Source organism: Streptomyces poriferorum (assembly GCF_019399235.1).
Lineage (GTDB): Bacteria > Actinomycetota > Actinomycetes > Streptomycetales > Streptomycetaceae > Streptomyces > Streptomyces poriferorum.
Map to the genome: position 1 here is coordinate 1 of NZ_JAELVH010000135.1, position 16741 is coordinate 16741.

Sequence of the window (16741 nt, forward strand, 5' to 3'; positions counted from 1 at the left end):
CGCCCGTCCTCGGGGGCGGCCCGCCTGGGACGCCGAAGGCAGCTGCCGGGTGCTGACCCTGCGCCGCATAGGCCTCGACGTACCCGACGGCCCCTACGAGACCGTCGCCGGACTGGTCGCCGACCTGCTGGGCCGGATCCCCGCCCCCGGCGACCGGACCGAGCTGCCCGGCTGGCGGATCGCCGTCCGCCAGGTCGGCCACTACCGGGCCGAGAAGGTCCGCTTCGTGCGGCTGGCCGACTCACCCGCAGCGGCCGCCGCGCCGCGGTCGCCCCGCGGGATCCTGGAGGCAGCGCGATGAGCCTCGTCCAGTTGCTCTTCGCCGGACTTCTCGTCCTGGCGAACGGCTTCTTCGTGGGGGCGGAGTTCGCCCTCGTCTCGGTGCGCCGCAGCCAGATCGAACCCCTTGCGGCAGCCGGGTCGAGCCGGGCCCGCCAGGTGCTGCACGGCCTGGAGAACCTGCCGCAGATGATGGCGGCCGCCCAGTTCGGCATCACCGTCTGCTCGCTGACCCTCGGCGCCGTCGCGGAACCGACCGTCGCGCGTCTGCTGGAGCCGGTCTTCCACGCGGTACACCTGCCCGAGGGCATGATCCACCCGCTCGGCTTCGTGCTGGCGCTGGTCCTCGTCGTCTTCCTCCACCTCGTCATCGGCGAGATGGTCCCGAAGAACCTGGCGATGGCGGCCCCGGAGAAGACCTCGCTGTGGCTCAGCCCCGGCCTCGTCGGCTTCGCCCGGCTCTGCCGGCCGGTGACCTCGGCGCTGGGCGCCTGCGCCCGGCTGGTGCTCCGGCTCTTCGGCGTCGAGCCGAAGGACGAGGTGGAAGCCGTCTTCACCAGCGAGCAGCTCAACCGGCTCGTCGAGGACTCCGGGCAGGCCGGACTCCTGGAGCCGGAGGCGCAGGAACGGCTGGAGGACGCCCTGGAGCTCGGCAGCAGGCCCGTCACCGACGTGCTCCTTCGCAGGGCGGCCCTGGTGACGGTGGACCCCTCCGTCACCCCGCGCCGCATCGAGGAGCTCACCGTACGGACCGGCTACTCGCGCTTCCCCGTCTGCGCGGAGGGCGGCGGCCCCTTCATGGGCTACCTGCACGTCAAGGACGTCCTCGACCTGGAGGACGGCGAGCGGGCCGTCCCGCAGCACGTGTGGCGCCCCATGGCCACCGTACGGGCCGAGCTGCCGCTGGACGACGCCCTGACCGTGATGCGCCGCGCGGCGACGCATCTGGCCCAGGTCGCCGACGCGTCGGGCCGGGTTCTCGGCCTGGTCGCCATGGAGGACGTACTGGAGATGCTGGTCGGAGAGGTACGGGACCCGGCCCACCGGGTCTCGGAGCCGCGCCGCACCGAGGAGCGCCAGACCGGCTCGGACGAACTGTCCGCCCTGGTCGGTTAGGGCCTCTCGTTCGGATCAGGCGCTGCGAGGCCGGCCTGATCCGAACGAGCGATCCCAGCACCCTTCCGCCGGACCGGGGCGGCGGGAACGGCCTCACGCCTCGGGTGGCTCCTGCGGACGGGGGCGGCGGGAACGGCCTCACGCCTCGGGCGGTTCCTCCCGGCCCCGGCCCACCGGCCCCCGTCCGGACAGCACCTCGCCGTAGGCCTGCATCAGGTCCGGCAGCCGCAGCGTCGCCAGATCGTCCCGCGTCGGCACCGTCGCGTACCCCGAGAGCCGCAGATCGCGGTAGGCGCAGCTCTTCTCGTACAGCGTGCGCAGAAAGCGGCCGTTACCGAGTTCGTCGAGCCAGCCCTGGTCGACGACATGGCCGCTGATGGACCGCAGCTCCTCCAGCGACTCCTCGTCCCAGGCGTCCCCGTTCTCGGCCGCCAGCACCTCACCGATGGAGGTGAGCTCCAGCGGCCGGTAGCTGGGGAAGTCCACCCGTGTGGTGAAGCGCGAGGAGAGCCCGGGGTTGGTCGACAACAGCCGGTCCATGCCCTCCGGATAGCCGGCCAGGATGACGACGAGATGGTCCCGGTTGTCCTCCGCGCGCTTGAGGAGGACCTGCAGAGCCTCGTCGCCGTACGCGTCGCCCTTGCTGTAACCGGTGTTGGAGAGGCTGTACGCCTCGTCGACGAAGAGCACCCCGCCCAGCGCCGAGTCGATCAGCTCATTGGCCTTCACCGCCGTCTGGCCCAGGAACTCGCCCACCAGGTCCGCCCGCTGGGCCTCGACGAGATGGTCCCCGCCGAGCAGGCCCAGCGCGTAGAACACCCGGCCCAGGATCCGCGCCACCGTGGTCTTGCCGGTCCCGGACGGACCCGAGAAGACGAAATGCCGCTTCGGCGGCTGTACGGGCAGCCCCTGGCCCGCCCGCAGCCTTGCCATGTTCAGCTGCGCCGACAACGCCTTGACCTGCCGCTTCACCGGATCCAGGCCGACCATCCGCTCCAGCTCCGCCAGCGCCTCGGCGAGCAGCACGGGGTCGCTCGGCCCGGCCGGGAACGACTGCGGCGAGGGCTGACCCGGGACCGCGGTCTTCTGCCGTGCCCCGCCCGGTGGCGGCGACACGTCGATGCCCGGCAGATCCTGCGGCTCGATGCCCGGCCGCAGCTCCCTGCCGTCCACCAGATCGGTGCCCAGCAGCGAATCGCCGTCCGGCTGCGCCTCCGTGAACGTACCGTCGGCGCCCAGGCCGGTCAGCGAGACGGCGGCCAGGCCGGATGCCTCCTCGGAGCCGTCCAGCCCGTCGTAGTCCGCGATCGCGGCCAGCCGCGCCGAGGTGTCCATGAACGCCGGGTCGATCCGGTGGACCGCCCGGTACAGGGGCAGCGCGGCCGCGCTGCGGCCCGTGCCCTCGTGCGCGCGGGCCAGCCAGTAGCGCAGCTCCTTGCGCTGGGGCTGTTCGCTGCGGCAGCGCATCAGCGCGGTGGACAACAGGGGTTCGGCCTGCCCGTACATCTCCAGCCGCACCCGCGCCATCCCGCCGAAGAGTCCTGCTTCGATGCCCAGCAGCGGATCGTCGATCAGATGCTCCGTATGGCGTACGAGCTGCTCCCAGTCCTTGACGAGATAGGAACGGCAGGCGTGCAGGAAGCGGACCTGCGGATCGGCGTCGACCGGCGGCAGGCCCGCCAGCGCCCGGTCGAGATCCGGCACATGACGGCCGTCCAGCCAGTGCGAGGCGTGCGCGAGCAGCAGGTCGCGCGGGCTCTCCAGGACCGGCTGCACCCACCAGCCCAGCCAGTACCAGGAATTGAGTGTGCGTCGGTAGCGCCCTCGCTGGTCGCCGAAGCGGTCGCGATGGCGGTACATGTGCAGCAGTGCCGTCGTCGTGTCGACCCGCAGCGCATGGAGACCGAGCCAGGCGTCCGCCATGGCGGGATCGAGGCGCACCGCAGCTCTGAACTCCTCCTCGGCCTGCGGATAGGCGCCCATCGTGTAGGCGTCCACGCCGCGCAGCCACGCGAGGTCGGCCGGGGCCTGTGCGCCCTGCGTGCCGATATCCATCAGGTCCCCCACAAACCGTGCCCCCAGGATGTCCCGCCGCACGACAGCCCGCCGAGGCGCGCCGAATCACTGTGCCATGGACGGGAATTGACCGCACCGAGAGGCATCGTACCTGCGCAGGGAGTGTGCGACTAAGGGCGCCGCAGGCCGAAGACCGGGCGTGACCCACGGTGAGCGGAATGGGGTGGGGTGAGGCCGGGAGCCGGTGTCGGGCACAGGACGAAGCCCCCGATCACGGGGGAACAACCGGGGGCTTCGCGTCTGCGGGGGCTCCGAAAAGCCGCACATTGAGAACGTAAGACCTGTACCGCCCCCGGGTCAAGCAGAGTTGAGGCACTTCCGGTCAGATTTCCGACTGCTCAGTATGGCGACGCGGGCGATCACACTGGGTGACGGAATGGTTCGTTCCTGCTGCCGGAGGGGTTCACTCCAGCCACTCGTACCCCACAGGCAACTGGCGTACCAGAGCATCGGCCCAGGGGCGCGAGGGATCGGCTGAGAAATGAGCCGCTTCTGCCGCGGTCCAGCCGTCCCAGAAGGCGCTCAGGGCCGGCCCGTCCCGCCGCCGGCCCCGCTCCCAGGACTCCGCGGCCGGCAGGTCCATCCACAACAGCTGGGCGAGGAGGGGACGCAGGGCCCGCCGGCCCGCGCCGACACCCTCGACCAGCATCAGCGGGGCGGGGGCCAGGGAGCGCGGCGGCCCGAAGGCGCGCGCCGTCCAGTCGTACGGCGCGTAGCGGGCGGTCTCGCCGCGCGACAGCGGGCCGGTCACCTGCTCCCGCAGCCTGCCCGTCCAGTCGAACAGTTCTTCGTGCGTGGCCAGATCGTCCAGATGCAGCACGGGGGCGTCGCCGAGTGCCGCCGAGAGCCGGGCGGCGAAGGTGCTCTTGCCGGATCCCGCGTGGCCGTCGACGGCGATCATCCGGACCGGCCCGCAGGACGGCGCCAGGGTGCGCAACCGTGCGGCGAGGCGCGAGATGTCGTTCATGGCGCCAGCCTACGAGCCGGCGGCCGGTGCGGAGCAGTCGCAGGTCACGCCAGTGGTCCACACCAATATTGGTTCTTCGGCGCGGGCCGAATCGCTGGCCGAACCGGGGGACGACCGGCAATAGTTGGCGCACTGTCGTGCACCGCAGCACCATTCCGCTTACGACCGGGGGTCTCGCCCATGCCCAGTCCGACCTCACGCAGAGCCGTGCTCACCGCCGCGATCGCGGCAGCGGCCGGCGCCGGAGCGGTGTCGTCCGCCGCTTCCGCGTCGGCGGCGGCTCCCTCCCGTACCCGGCCCGACGCACCTTCGGCGGCCTCATCCGTGGACAACCGTTTCTGGACGACGTACACCGACTGGCGCTGCGGCTCCGGTGCCGGAACCCGTGCCGTCGCGGGCCGCCGCGCGGGCCTGGTCATCGGGCACCCGCTCGGGCGTACCGACTACACCGACCCGCACACCGGCACCACCGCGGCGTGGGAGTACGCCACCTGGACCTCACCGGTCCACCGCTCCACCGTCCCGGCCACCGAGGTGATCGCGTCCTGGAACGCCGACACACCCGCCGGCACCTGGATCCAGATCGAACTGCGCGGCGGCTACTCGGACGGCACGGAGACCCCGTGGTACGTCATGGGCCGCTGGGCCGCGGGCGACGGTGACATCCGCCGTACCTCCGTCGACGACCAGACCGACGGCAAGAGCTCCATCTGGACCGACACCTTCTCGGTCGACGACGCGACCGGCGGCCTGCGCCTGCTGTCCTACCGGCTGCGGCTGACCCTCTACCGCAGCCCGGGCACCCGTCTCACGCCCACGGTGTGGCGCATCGGCGCGATGGCATCGGACATCCCCGACCGCTTCACCGTGCCCGCCTCCCTCCCCGGCCTCGCCCGGGAACTGCCGGTGCCGCGCTACTCGCAGAACGTGCACGTGGGGCAGTACCCCGAGTACGACAACGGCGGCGAGGCGTGGTGCAGCCCCACCTCCTCGCAGATGATCATCGAGTACTGGGGGCGCAAGCCCTCCGCCGAGGACCTCGCCTGGGTCAAGCCGGAACTGGAGGACCCGCAGGTCTGCCACGCGGCGCGCTTCACGTACGACAACCAGTACGAGGGCTGCGGGAACTGGCCGTTCAACGCCGCCTATGCGGCCACGTACGACGACATGAACGCGGTGGTGACCCGGCTCGGCTCGCTGACCGACCTGGAGACGCTGGTCCGGGCCGGGATCCCGGTCATAACGTCGCAGTCGTTCCTCAAGACGGAGCTGACCGGTGCGGGCTACGGCACCTCCGGTCACCTGATGACGGTGATCGGCTTCACCGAGGACGGCGACGTGATCGCCAACGACCCGGCGTCGCCGAGCAACGAGGCCGTTCGGCACGTCTATCTGCGCCACGAGTGGGAGACGATCTGGCTCCGTACGAAGCGCTATGACGCGAACGGGCAGGTCAGGGGCGGTACGGGTGGGGTCTGTTACGTCTACTGGTCCGCCAGGCCGACAGCGGGTCAGCGCCGCGCACTGCGGTCGCTGGGCCTGGCGTGAGCGTGAGCATGTGCGGGGCCAGGGCCGCCCGCGCGGCCTGACCCGGCGGCTGCGTCCTGGCCGGCCCCATCGCCTGAGCCGGCGGCCGCGTCCTGCCCGTCCGGTGCGGGACGGCCGTGCGGGCGACCGTGCCCCTGATCCGGGCGATGCCGGAGCCGGCGAGGCAACTCGTGGACGCACGCGCCGCTCCTCGGAGCCACCGTGACCGGCACGGATGCCGTCCCGGTCACCCGGGCAGCTGCTGCTCGACGGTGAGTTCCATGACCGGCAGGCGCGCGCACTTGCGGCAGGCGCGGACCGAGCCGGCCATCCAGCCGTGCGAGGCGGCGGCGAGTACGCCGGCGAGCGCTGTCAGCGGCCAGTTCGTGGCCAGGGCGGAGGCGGTGGCGAGGGCGAGCGCGGCGACGGCCATGGACACGCTGGCGGTCGTGCCCGCCCACCCCACCATGCGCGGCAACCGGTCCGGGGTGGGCAGCCTGCGGGCCACGGTTCCGGTGGCGGCGAGTGCCACGGCCGCGAGCAGGGCCGCGACGACCGCGACACCCGCCAGGTGCGCGGCCGTCAGCTGAGCGGTTCGCGGCAGCTGTCCGTCCTGGTCCGCGGTGCGGACGAGGTACCAGCAGGTGATCAGGAAGGGGGCGGTCATGGCGATGCGCCGGGCCGTGTGCCGGGACTGGGCGATGGTCAGTTCCCGCTGGCAGCTTGCTATGAGGTCGTGCGCGCTCCCGAAGTCGCGCACCGCCTCGGCGGCGGCGCGACCGTAGGGAAGCCCCCGGCAGGTGTGCTCCGCCACGGAGTCCGTGAGGCCGTCGCGTACCTCCTCGACCAGCCTCGACCTGGCCCGTTCGGGGCCGTGCAGGGCCGATTCCAGCGAGGTGACGTAGTCCTCGACCGGGTCGTTCCTCTGTTCCGCGGAGTTCATGTGGCGAATCCGGGGGGTGCCGCGGGATTCAGGACCGAACCGATCGCCGTCGTGAACTCGATCCACGCCGTCCGCTCGCCGGCCAGCGTGCGCTGCCCCGCCTCGGTGAGTTCGTAGCAGCGCCTGCGCCGCTCCCCGACGGACTGCCAGCTGCTGCGGAGAAGTCCTACTCGCTCAAGACGGTTCAGGGCCGGGTAGATCGTGCCCGTGCGCAGTTCGAGCGCGCCTGCGCTGCGCTCCTGCACCGCCGTGATGATCGCGTATCCGTGCAGGGGGCCCTGTTCGAGAACGGCGAGCAGCAGCCCGTCCAGATGGCCCCGTACCGCGTCCTGTCTCATGAGTAGACAGCCTACACAAGGGCCCAGTTGGCATGCTATCTATTGGCAGCCAATATATTGGCTGCCAATGGGAGAGCCTGCAGTGACGAAAGTGCTGTTGTCCGTACATGTCCTGGTGGCGATCCTGGCGATCGGGCCGATCGCCGTGGCCGCTTCGATGTTTCCGCGCTACGCACGGCAGTTGGCGGCCGAGGGGGAGGGTCGGGCCGGTCAGTCCGCCGGGGTAGCCGTGGTCCTGCACCGGATCTGCCGTGGCTACGCGCTCTTCGGGATCGCCGTCCCCGTGTTCGGGTTCGCCACCGCTGCCCGGCTCGGCGTTCTCACCGACGTCTGGCTCGTCATCTCGATCGTCCTGACCGCGGTTGCCGCGGGCGTCCTCGCGATGGCTGTCCTGCCCGGCCAGCAGCGCGTACTGGCCTCGGCCGACGGATCGGCCGCTCCGGACGTGCAGCCTCCACCGGCAAGCCGGCTGGCCATGTCGACCGGTGTCTTCAACCTGTTGTGGACGGTCGTCGTGATCCTGATGATCGTCCGTCCCGGCTCCACGACGGGTGCGTGATGAGCGTGCGTTCCCTGCGGGCCGCGGCCGCCGTCGAGGCCCTCTCCCTCCTCGTCCTGCTGGCCAACGTGTTCACCGTCCACGCCGGGCCGGTCACCTCGCTCTGCGAACCGCTCCACGGCACCGCCTACCTCGCAGCCATCGCGATGACATGGGTGGCCCCGGCCGCAGCTTCGTCGGGTGCCAGGTGGCTCGCCCTGATCCCGGGACTCGGGGCGATGTTCGCCCTGCGGCGCCTTCGCGGCGCGTCCGATGCCGCCGTCCTCACGCGCACCTAGGACAACGTTTGCCCCGTCGCGACGCTCCTTTACGGGCAAACGTCGCCCGCCGCGGCACCGGCCATCGCGCGGCCGGCGCCGGCGGCAGTGTGGTGTCGGGCACAGGCGGCGTCCGCGATCCGCGCTTCCCCGCCCGTCCGCATCCGCCGGGCGGCGGGCCCGGGCGCCGTCGGCGTCGTTCGAAGCGGTCCTGCCGGTCCCGGGGCCGTGACGCAGATCTCTACCCCGGTGGCCCGTCGGGCTGGCACTGTGGTCGGGTCCTCGGGGGACAACGACTGCCGGCCGACCGAACGAGATGCCATGACCGCGACTTCCGCCGCAACCACCACCCATGCCCGGCGCCGCACACGGACCGGCGGGCCCGACGACGGCTCCAAGCTGCTGGAGAACGTCCTGGGCTGGACGCTTGTCGTCGTCATCGCGATGTTCGTCACGCAGCTCGGCCTCATGTGACCACCCGCGTCGGCCCGGGCGTGACATCCGCTCCCGGGCGTGACATCAAACCCTGGGCGTGACATCCGACCCCGGGTGTGACATCCGGGGTCGGACGTGACGGCGGGGGCGGGGAGCCCGCCCGGCTCCCCGCCCCCTCATGCCTGCCGCGACGACGACGTCAGCTGATCGCCTTGATCAGCTCGCCGTCGGTGGTGTCACCGCTGAGCTCCCAGAAGAAGGTGCCGCCGAGGCCCTGCTGGTTCTTGTACGCCATCTTGGTGCCGATGGTGGCCGGGGTGTCGTAGCTCCACCAGTTGGTGCCGCAGTGCGCGTACGCCGTGCCGGCGACGGTGCCGGTCGTGGGGCAGCTGTTCTTGAGCACCTTGTAGTCCTCGATGCCCGCCTCGTACGTGCCGGGGGCCGCGCCGGTCGCCGTGCCGCCCGGCTCGTCCTGGGTGACGCCGGTCCAGCCGCGGCCGTAGAAGCCGATGCCGAGCAGCATCTTGGAGGCCGGGACGCCCTGCGCCTTCAGCTTGTCGATGGCCGCCTCGCTGTTGAAGCCCTCCTTCGGGATGCCCGTGTAGGACGTCAGCGGCGAGTGCGGGGCCGTCGGGCCCTTCGCGTCCCAGGCACCGAAGAAGTCGTACGTCATCGGGTTGTACCAGTCGACGTACTTCGACGCGCCGCCGTAGTCGACCGCGTCGAGCTTGCCGCCCTCGGAGCCGTCCGCGCTGATCGCCGAGGTGACCAGACTGTCGGCGCCGAACTCGGTGCGGAGTGCCGACAGGAGGTTGCCGTAGGCGTCACGGCCGCTGGTGTCGCAGGTCAGGCCGCAGGCGTTGGGGTACTCCCAGTCGATGTCGATGCCGTCGAAGACATCGGTCCAGCGCGGATCCTCCACCAGGCTGTGGCAGGACTCGGCAAACGCGGCCGGGTTCTTGGCCGCCTCACCGAACCCGCCGGACCAGGTCCAGCCGCCGAACGACCAGATGATCTTGAGGTCCGGGTGCAGCTTCTTCAGCTTGCGCAGCTGGTTGAAGTTGCCGCGCAGTTCCTGGTCCCAGGTGTCCGCGACCCCGTCGACCGACTGGTCGGCGGTATAGGCCTTCTCGTAGTCGGCGTACGAGTCGCCGATCGTGCACTTGCCGCCCTGGACGTTGCCGAAGGCGTAGTTGATGTGTGTGAGCTTGTCGGCCGAGCCGGAGGTCTCGACGTTCTTGACGTGGTAATTGCGCTGGTAGACACCCCAGTTGGTGAAGTATCCGACCACCTTGCTGCCGGCCGCTGTGGGGGCGGCCGGTGCTGCTGCCGGTACGGCGGCCTGCTGGGCGGCGGGGGCCGCTCCGGCGGACCCGGTGCCCGCGACGCCGAGCAGGGCAGCGCCCAGGGCGGCGGTACAGGCGGCGGCTGCGAGGGCCCGGAGGCGGGCCCGCGGGCGATGAAGTCCGGTCATGGTTGCTCCTCGTGGGGGAGGGGACGTGCCAGTGGACGGCCGGCCTTCCGGCGTACCTGCAACTTGGCATGAACGCAGAAAGCTGGTTCGCCGAAACCGTAGATGGACTAGACCAGTTGGGTCAATGGTTCGGACCAATTTCCGTGATCGTCCCGGCCGCCCCACCGCTTTTCGGGCGTGTTCTGTCAACCGGTGACGGATACCGTCCGATCGGGCATACTCAACCCGCCACAGCCGCCTGCCTGCGCCTCTCGTAATCCGGGAGGGCAACATCGGCTGGGCAGCAGTGTTTTCCGGGCATCGTCCGGAGATCCCCCGGCGGCGCCGCTCACACCCCGCGCGTGCGACCGCCGCAACGCCCGACAGGGAGGAGAGCGCCGTCATGTCCGACCGTGCCCTGCAATCGGTGGAACGTCGTCTGCCCACCGAGGAGTCCAGGCAACTCGTCGCGCTCGTCCGCGACATCGCCCAGCGGGAGATCGTGCCGCGGGCCGCAGAGGAGGAGGACGCGGGCCGTTTCCCGCGTGAGATCTTCACCCTGCTCTCCGAGTCCGGCCTGCTCGGCCTGCCCTACGACTCCGCCCACGGCGGCGGGGACCAGCCGTACGAGGTCTACCTCCAGGTCCTCGAAGAACTGGCCGCTGCCCGCCTCACCGTCGGACTCGGCGTCAGCGTTCACTCCCTCGCCTGCCACGCGGTCGCCGGCTACGGCACCAAGGACCAGCAGGCCGACCACCTCCCCGCGATGCTTTCGGGAGGCCTGCTGGGCGCCTACTGCCTTTCGGAGCCCGCCTCGGGCTCCGACGCCGCCTCGCTGCGCACCAAGGCCGTACGGGACGGTGAGGACTGGGTCATCACCGGTACCAAGGCCTGGATCACCCACGGCGGCATCGCCGACTTCTACACGGTTCTGGCCCGCACCGGCGTCGACGGCCCCCGCGGCATCACCGCCTTCCTCGTTCCCGGCGACGCCGCGGGCCTGAGCGCGGCCGTGCCCGAGAAGAAGATGGGGATGAAGGGCTCGCCCACCGCCCAGTTGCACTTCGACGGCGTGCGGGTCCCCGACGCGCGCCGGATCGGTGACGAGGGGCAGGGCTTCGCGATCGCCCTGTCCGCGCTCGACTCCGGCCGGCTGGGCATCGCCGCCTGTGCCATCGGCGTGGCGCAGGCCGCCATGAACGAGGCCGTCGCCTACGCCACCGGGCGCCGCCAGTTCGGCCGGCCCATCGCCGACTTCCAGGGTCTGCGGTTCATGCTCGCCGACATGGCCACCCAGATCGAGGCCGGCCGTGCGCTCTACCTGGAGGCGGCCCGGCTGCGCGACGCGGGAAGCCCCTTCTCGCGGCAGGCGGCCATGGCCAAGCTCTTCTGCACGGACGCCGCGATGCGGGTCACCATCGACGCCGTCCAGGTACTCGGCGGATACGGCTACACGCTGGACTTCCCCGTCGAGCGGCTGATGCGCGAGGCGAAGGTGCTGCAGATCGTCGAGGGCACCAACCAGATCCAGCGGATGGTCATCGCCCGCCACCTCGCGGGTCCTGAGACGCGCTGACCCGTAGCGGACGGTCCGACCACACCGGCGTCGTCATGATCCGGTTCCACTCCTGGTCATGACGGCCCGGCAGCGTCCTGCCGGTGCTCTCCCAGTGCCGGAGCAGCGCCCGGTAGATGGGCGGATCGGTCGAGTGGGGCCCGGATCGCGGTGCCGGGCGGGGCGTCTGCGACGGCGCCGCCGGGGCAGGTGGCTGCGGAACCGATTCTTCGGAGGCCGGAGCGGCGAGACGGCGACGACCGGGGCCGGCCGTGGAATGCAGCAGGGTCATGCCGGGCCAACGGTACGGAGCCGGGGCGGGTCACTGCCCGGCCGATTCGGGCGCATGTTCGCCAGGTTCTCCTGGCGCGCCGCACCGGGCCGGAGTGGCTGCGGACCGCCCGCATCGCCGCGCTCCGGCCGGAGCGCGGCGCGGGCGGTCCGTCCCGGCGCCCCCGGGGCCCGCCCCGTGGATCAGGGCGGACGGGCCCGAGGGCGCGGCAGTCTCAGGCGGCGTCGCGGCGCAGCTGGTGGGGCACCCGGAGCGGGTGCGAGCCGGCGCCCCCGGCGTGCGAGAACGGCTGCATCCTCCAGTCGAGCCCCTGGGGCAGCGTCAGCAGCAGGGCCGTCTCCTGCTCCTGGGCCTCCGCCGACTCGTCGGCCGGCCGGGCACCGGACGCGGCGCGGCCGGTTCCGGCACACACCGTCAGGACGAACGGGTTCCACGGAGTGGGGCACAGTGCGTGCTCCGGCAGTACGTCCTCGTCCGCCAGGAGCGCGATGGGCTGCGCACAGTCCGGGCAGACGACCCGGTACATCTCGAACGTGTCGTACGCGTCGGGAGCGGTGTCCTCGAAAGGATCAACAGGCTCCGGTTCGGTACGTCCGGTGAGCTTCAGGCTCTGCATGGGAAATTCCCCCCTCGGGTGGGCCGACAAGGCGCCGCGGCCTCGACCACAGCAAGCACTTCCCGTCGCGCATCCGCCGTAACCGTGAGGGCCCCGGCTACCGGCGCGTAAACCTGTGGCATTCGTCACATGCCGCTCGCAGGTGCCCTTCACCGGCCCTCCATGGCTGTGCCTGGAGGGCCAGTGGCCATAGATTGATCCATATGGAGGAGCTGGACCGACAAATCGTGGAGTTGCTCGTCAAGGACGGGCGGATGAGCTACACCGACCTGGGCAAGGCCACCGGCCTGTCCACTTCGGCCGTTCATCAGCGCGTCCGCAGGCTGGAGCAGCGCGGGGTGATCCGGGGCTATGCCGCGGTCGTCGACCCCGAGGCCGTCGGCCTGCCCCTGACCGCGTTCATCTCGGTGAAGCCCTTCGACCCGAGTGCGCCGGACGACATCGCGGACCGGCTCGCCGGAGTGCCGGAACTGGAGGCCTGCCACAGCGTCGCGGGCGACGAGAACTACATCCTCAAGGTGCGGGTCGCGACCCCGCGGGAGCTGGAGCACCTGCTCACCCGGATCCGTACGCTCGCCGGCGTGTCCACCCGAACCACCGTCGTCCTCTCCACGGCCTACGAGGCGCGCCCGCCGCAGATCTGACGCCCCCGCCCCCGCCGGACGCGGGTGGGGCCGTAAGGGGGGTCGCGCACCGCGCGGGCCCCGGCAGGCGGGAGACTGGTCCTCATGACCGAGAGCACCGCCCCCCAGAGCGAACACCGCACCGTGCTGCTGCGCGGTGGAGACGTCCACAGCCCCGCAGACCCCTTCGCGACCGCCATGGTGGTCGAACGGGGCCATGTCGCCTGGGTGGGTTCCGAAGGGGCCGCCGACGCCTTCGCGAGCGGCGTCGACGAGGTGATCGACCTCGACGGGGCCCTGGTCACCCCCGCGTTCACCGACGCACACGTCCACACCACGTCGACGGGTCTGGCCCTCACCGGCCTCGACCTCTCCGGCGCGGGCACCCTCACCGAGGCCCTCGACCTCGTGCGGTCGTACGTGGCGGCGCACCCCGCCGACCGCGTGGTCCTGGGGCACGGCTGGGACGCCACGCGCTGGCCCGAGCAGCGCCCGCCCACGCGCGCCGAGCTGGACGCGGCGGCGGGCGGGCGGGCGGTCTATCTGCCCCGGATCGACGTGCATTCGGCGGTCGTCACCACCGCGCTGCTCGATCTCGTCCCCCGGGCGGCCTCCCTGGCCGGCTACCGGCCCGACGCGCCGCTGACGGGCGCCGCCCACCACGCCGTGCGGGCCGCCGCCCACGGCGCCGTCTCGCCGCGGCAGCGTGCCGACGCCCAGCGTGCCGCGCTGGCCCACGCGGCGTCCCTCGGGATCGGTACGGTCCACGAGTGCGGTGGCCCGGACATCTCCGACGAGGAGGACTTCACCTCGCTGCTGAAGCTGGCGGCCGGGGAGCCGGGGCCGCGGGTCTTCGGCTACTGGGCCGAACAGGTCGGCGGCGAGAAGGACGCACGGCGCATCCGGGAGCTCGGCGCGGTGGGCGCGGCGGGGGACCTCTTCGTCGACGGGTCGCTCGGCTCACACACCGCCTGCCTCCACGAGCCGTACGCCGACGCCCCCGGCTCGGGCGCCGCCCATCTGGACGCAAGGCAGATCGCCGCCCATGTCGCGGCCTGCACCGAGGCCGGGCTCCAGGCCGGCTTCCACGCCATCGGCGACGCGGCGCTCACCGCCGTCGTCGACGGCACCAGGGCCGCGGCCGAGAAGGTCGGCCTCGGCCGGGTCCGGGCCGCCAGGCACCGCGTCGAGCACGCCGAGATGCTCACCCCCGAGACCGTCGCCGCTTTTGCCGAACTGGGCCTCACCGCCTCGGTCCAGCCCGCCTTCGATGCCGCCTGGGGCGGTGAGGAGGGCATGTACGCCCGCCGGCTGGGTGCCGGGCGGGCCAGGACCCTCAACCCGTACGCGGCGCTCCTGCGGGCCGGTGTGCCCCTCGCGTTCGGCTCCGACAGTCCGGTGACCCCGCTGGACCCGTGGGGGACGGTGCGGGCCGCCGCGTTCCACCGGACGCTCGAGCACCGGATCTCGGTGCGGGCCGGCTTCACCGCCCACACCCGGGGCGGCTGGCGGGCGGTCGGGCGTGACGACGCGGGCACCCTGGTGCCCGGCGCGCCGGCCGACTACGCGGTCTGGCGCACCGAGGAGCTGGTGGTGCAGGCCCCGGACGACCGGGTTGCGCGCTGGTCGACGGATCCCCGGTCCGGAACGCCCGGTCTGCCCGACCTCAGCCCCGGCGGCGAACTCCCGGTCTGCCTGCGCACCGTTGTCTTCGGACAAACTGTCTACGTACGACCGAACGAGTGACGTGCGGACATTTCGTACCGCCGATCGAAGGCGCCCCCGTTCTGCCACGACCTGGGGATCTTCGGGACTGACCAGGCAAGTTCGGTAAACGATGCAGGTCAGGCAACTATTGACAGAATGCGCCCACGGGCCGGTAGGTTCGGCCAGGTCCACCACAGGACGTCCGACCGGTTAAACCTCCACGCAGTCGTCGAACGCCGCTGGGTCATGAGGTGGTGTGCCGCACCGGCGCACCACCACTGACAGCCAGGTTCAGCGCCCGCGCCTCGGGGGCGAGGGACGGTTTCAGCCGGGCGGAGGGTGCGACCCGGGTGGGGCCCGGACGTTCAGTAGACAACGGCTCTAGGTCGACCCGCAGCCGGCGGGTCCCAGGTCGGCCCGAAGGGCGCCGGGCCCCGATCCGCAGTTCTGTCCGCACTTCCGTGCTTCTGTCCGCCGCCGTCTCCCCACGCCGTCCGACCGGGTCGGTCTGAGCACGTGCCGCGCTCGATATGGTGTGCATCTGCGTACGGACTTAAGGGGCAGTAAGTGAACGACGGCGGTCAGAGGCGATACGGCCCGCTCGGCAGAGCATTGGTGATCATTCCGACCTACAACGAGGCCGAGAACATCAAGCCGATCGTCAGCCGGGTGCGCGCCGCGGTGCCGGAGGCCGACATCCTGGTCGCCGACGACAACAGTCCGGACGGCACCGGCAAGCTCGCCGATGAGATCGCCGCGACCGATGACCAGGTCCACGTGCTGCACCGCAAGGGCAAGGAGGGGCTGGGCGCCGCCTACCTCGCCGGTTTCCGCTGGGGCATCGACCACGACTACGGCGTTCTCGTCGAGATGGACGCCGACGGCTCCCACCAGCCCGAGGAACTGCCGCGCCTGCTCACCGCCCTCAAGGGCGCGGACCTGGTGCTCGGCTCCCGCTGGGTCCCCGGTGGGCGGGTGGTCAACTGGCCCAAGTCCCGCGAGATGATCTCCCGCGGTGGCAGCACGTACTCCCGGCTGATGCTCGGACTGCAGACGCGCGACGTCACCGGTGGCTACCGGGCGTTCCGCACCGAGACGCTGCAGGGCATCGGCCTGGAGGAGGTCGCCTCGCAGGGCTACTGCTTCCAGGTGGACCTTGCCCGCCGCGCGATCGAGGCCGGCTTCCACGTCGTCGAGGTCCCGATCACCTTCGTGGACCGGGAGGTCGGTGACTCCAAGATGAGCCGCGACATCCTGGTGGAGGCGCTCTGGCGCGTGACCGCGTGGGGTGTCACCACGCGTACGAACCGGGTGCTCGGCCGCAAGAACCCCTGACCGAGGATCCGGCCGGCCTCCGTCACCCTGCTTACCCCGTCCGGACGCCGGCCCAGGCACACTGGGGACATGACGACCGGCACACCGCCCCCGACCGCCCGCAAGCGCTCGCGCGCCCGGACCTTCGTACCTCTCGCCATCGCCGCCTGGGCGGTGCTGGAGATCTGGATGCTCATCGTGGTGGCGGACGTGGCAGGCGGGTTCACCGTGCTGCTGCTCCTGGCCGCGGGAGTCGTCCTCGGGGCCGTGGTGATGAAGCGGGCCGGCCGCCGGGCCTTCCGCAATCTCACCGAAACGCTCCAGCAGATGCCGGGACAGCCGGGGGCCGGTGGCTCGTCGCCCGCCCCGTCGAGCACCCGGGGCAACGGCTTCCTGATGCTGGCCGGGCTCCTGATCATGATTCCGGGGCTGATCTCGGACGTGGCCGGACTGCTGCTTCTGGTGCCGCCGGTCCGGTCGGCGCTCAGCGGTTTCGCGGAGCGCTCACTGGAACGGCGGATGAGGACGGCCGGTCCCGGCAGCCTCTCGGACGCCTTCCAGCAGGCCCGTATGCACCGCCCGGACGGAAAGGTCGTCCAGGGCGAGGTGATCCGCGAGGACCCCTCCCACCCGGACGACACCCCGCGCCCGCCGCTGACCCCGTAACCACACCCGGCAACTGCT

Annotated in this window: 17 protein-coding genes; 11 read left to right on the top strand and 6 right to left on the bottom strand. The window is 71.7% G+C overall.

Annotation, left to right across the window (positions count from 1 at the left end; genetic code table 11):
- The coding region (locus tag JGS39_RS22660) for a transporter associated domain-containing protein (protein ID WP_308120610.1) at window positions 1–301 on the top strand (301 nt) is incomplete at its 5' end.
- Window positions 298–1395 carry a hemolysin family protein gene (locus tag JGS39_RS22665; RefSeq protein WP_219571216.1) on the top strand — a complete coding sequence of 366 codons (1098 nt, stop codon included), beginning with the start codon at window positions 298–300 and terminating at the stop codon, window positions 1393–1395. The genes JGS39_RS22660 and JGS39_RS22665, both read left to right, overlap by 4 nt.
- 138 nt (window positions 1396–1533) lie before the next feature.
- On the opposite strand, the gene JGS39_RS22670 is transcribed toward JGS39_RS22665, so the two are convergent.
- On the bottom strand, window positions 1534–3450 hold the full coding sequence (locus JGS39_RS22670) for an AAA family ATPase (protein WP_219571217.1): 1917 nt from the start codon (window positions 3448–3450) through the stop codon (window positions 1534–1536).
- Window positions 3451–3874: 424 nt separating this feature from the next.
- Window positions 3875–4438 (bottom strand): uridine kinase family protein, encoded by a 564-nt coding sequence (locus tag JGS39_RS22675; RefSeq protein WP_219571218.1) that lies wholly within the window; start codon window positions 4436–4438, stop codon window positions 3875–3877.
- A 180-nt stretch (window positions 4439–4618) separates the two neighbouring features.
- On the opposite strand from JGS39_RS22675, the gene JGS39_RS22680 reads away from it, so the two are divergent.
- The gene (locus JGS39_RS22680) at window positions 4619–5986 is read left to right on the top strand and encodes a C39 family peptidase (protein ID WP_219571219.1); all 1368 of its coding nucleotides are present in this window, start codon (window positions 4619–4621) and stop codon (window positions 5984–5986) included.
- Between the two features lie 226 nt (window positions 5987–6212).
- Here JGS39_RS22680 and JGS39_RS22685 read toward each other — a convergent pair whose 3' ends face one another.
- Entirely contained in the window at window positions 6213–6908 is a 696-nt protein-coding gene (locus tag JGS39_RS22685) for a permease prefix domain 1-containing protein (RefSeq protein WP_219571220.1), read from the bottom strand.
- Window positions 6905–7246: a PadR family transcriptional regulator gene (locus JGS39_RS22690; protein WP_219571221.1), complete on the bottom strand. Its 342-nt coding sequence runs from the start codon at window positions 7244–7246 to the stop codon at window positions 6905–6907. Before JGS39_RS22690 ends, JGS39_RS22685 begins: the two co-directional genes overlap by 4 nt.
- Window positions 7247–7328: 82 nt before the next feature.
- Between JGS39_RS22690 and JGS39_RS22695 the strand changes: the two genes are divergently transcribed.
- From JGS39_RS22695 to JGS39_RS22705, 3 genes are all read left to right on the top strand, one after another.
- Complete coding sequence (locus tag JGS39_RS22695) at window positions 7329–7805, top strand: hypothetical protein (RefSeq protein ID WP_219571231.1); 477 nt, start codon at window positions 7329–7331, stop codon at window positions 7803–7805.
- Window positions 7805–8083 (top strand): hypothetical protein, encoded by a 279-nt coding sequence (locus tag JGS39_RS22700; protein WP_219571222.1) that lies wholly within the window; start codon window positions 7805–7807, stop codon window positions 8081–8083. The genes JGS39_RS22695 and JGS39_RS22700 overlap by 1 nt, the downstream gene beginning before the upstream one ends.
- A gap of 300 nt (window positions 8084–8383) precedes the next feature.
- Window positions 8384–8536, top strand: coding sequence for an SCO1431 family membrane protein (locus tag JGS39_RS22705; RefSeq protein WP_219571223.1), 153 nt, complete (start codon window positions 8384–8386; stop codon window positions 8534–8536).
- Window positions 8537–8696: 160 nt separating this feature from the next.
- On the opposite strand, the gene JGS39_RS22710 is transcribed toward JGS39_RS22705, so the two are convergent.
- Window positions 8697–9971 carry a glycoside hydrolase family 18 protein gene (locus JGS39_RS22710; protein WP_219571224.1) on the bottom strand — a complete coding sequence of 425 codons (1275 nt, stop codon included), beginning with the start codon at window positions 9969–9971 and terminating at the stop codon, window positions 8697–8699.
- Between the two features lie 382 nt (window positions 9972–10353).
- Between JGS39_RS22710 and JGS39_RS22715 the strand changes: the two genes are divergently transcribed.
- Window positions 10354–11526, top strand: coding sequence for an acyl-CoA dehydrogenase family protein (locus tag JGS39_RS22715; RefSeq protein ID WP_219571225.1), 1173 nt, complete (start codon window positions 10354–10356; stop codon window positions 11524–11526).
- A gap of 485 nt (window positions 11527–12011) precedes the next feature.
- Here the strand turns inward: JGS39_RS22715 and JGS39_RS22720 are convergent, their stop codons facing one another.
- Window positions 12012–12413, bottom strand: coding sequence for a hypothetical protein (locus JGS39_RS22720; protein WP_219571226.1), 402 nt, complete (start codon window positions 12411–12413; stop codon window positions 12012–12014).
- Window positions 12414–12616: 203 nt separating this feature from the next.
- On the opposite strand from JGS39_RS22720, the gene JGS39_RS22725 reads away from it, so the two are divergent.
- From JGS39_RS22725 to fxsA, 4 genes are all read left to right on the top strand, one after another.
- Entirely contained in the window at window positions 12617–13057 is a 441-nt protein-coding gene (locus JGS39_RS22725) for an Lrp/AsnC family transcriptional regulator (protein WP_219571227.1), read from the top strand.
- An 84-nt stretch (window positions 13058–13141) separates the two neighbouring features.
- A complete protein-coding gene (locus tag JGS39_RS22730; protein WP_219571228.1) occupies window positions 13142–14782 on the top strand; it encodes an amidohydrolase in 1641 nt (546 codons plus the stop codon).
- Between the two features lie 528 nt (window positions 14783–15310).
- Complete coding sequence (locus JGS39_RS22735) at window positions 15311–16078, top strand: polyprenol monophosphomannose synthase (RefSeq protein ID WP_219571229.1); 768 nt, start codon at window positions 15311–15313, stop codon at window positions 16076–16078.
- Between the two features lie 69 nt (window positions 16079–16147).
- Entirely contained in the window at window positions 16148–16723 is a 576-nt protein-coding gene (fxsA, locus tag JGS39_RS22740; RefSeq protein WP_219571230.1) for an FxsA family membrane protein, read from the top strand.
- Window positions 16724–16741 lie beyond the last annotated feature (18 nt).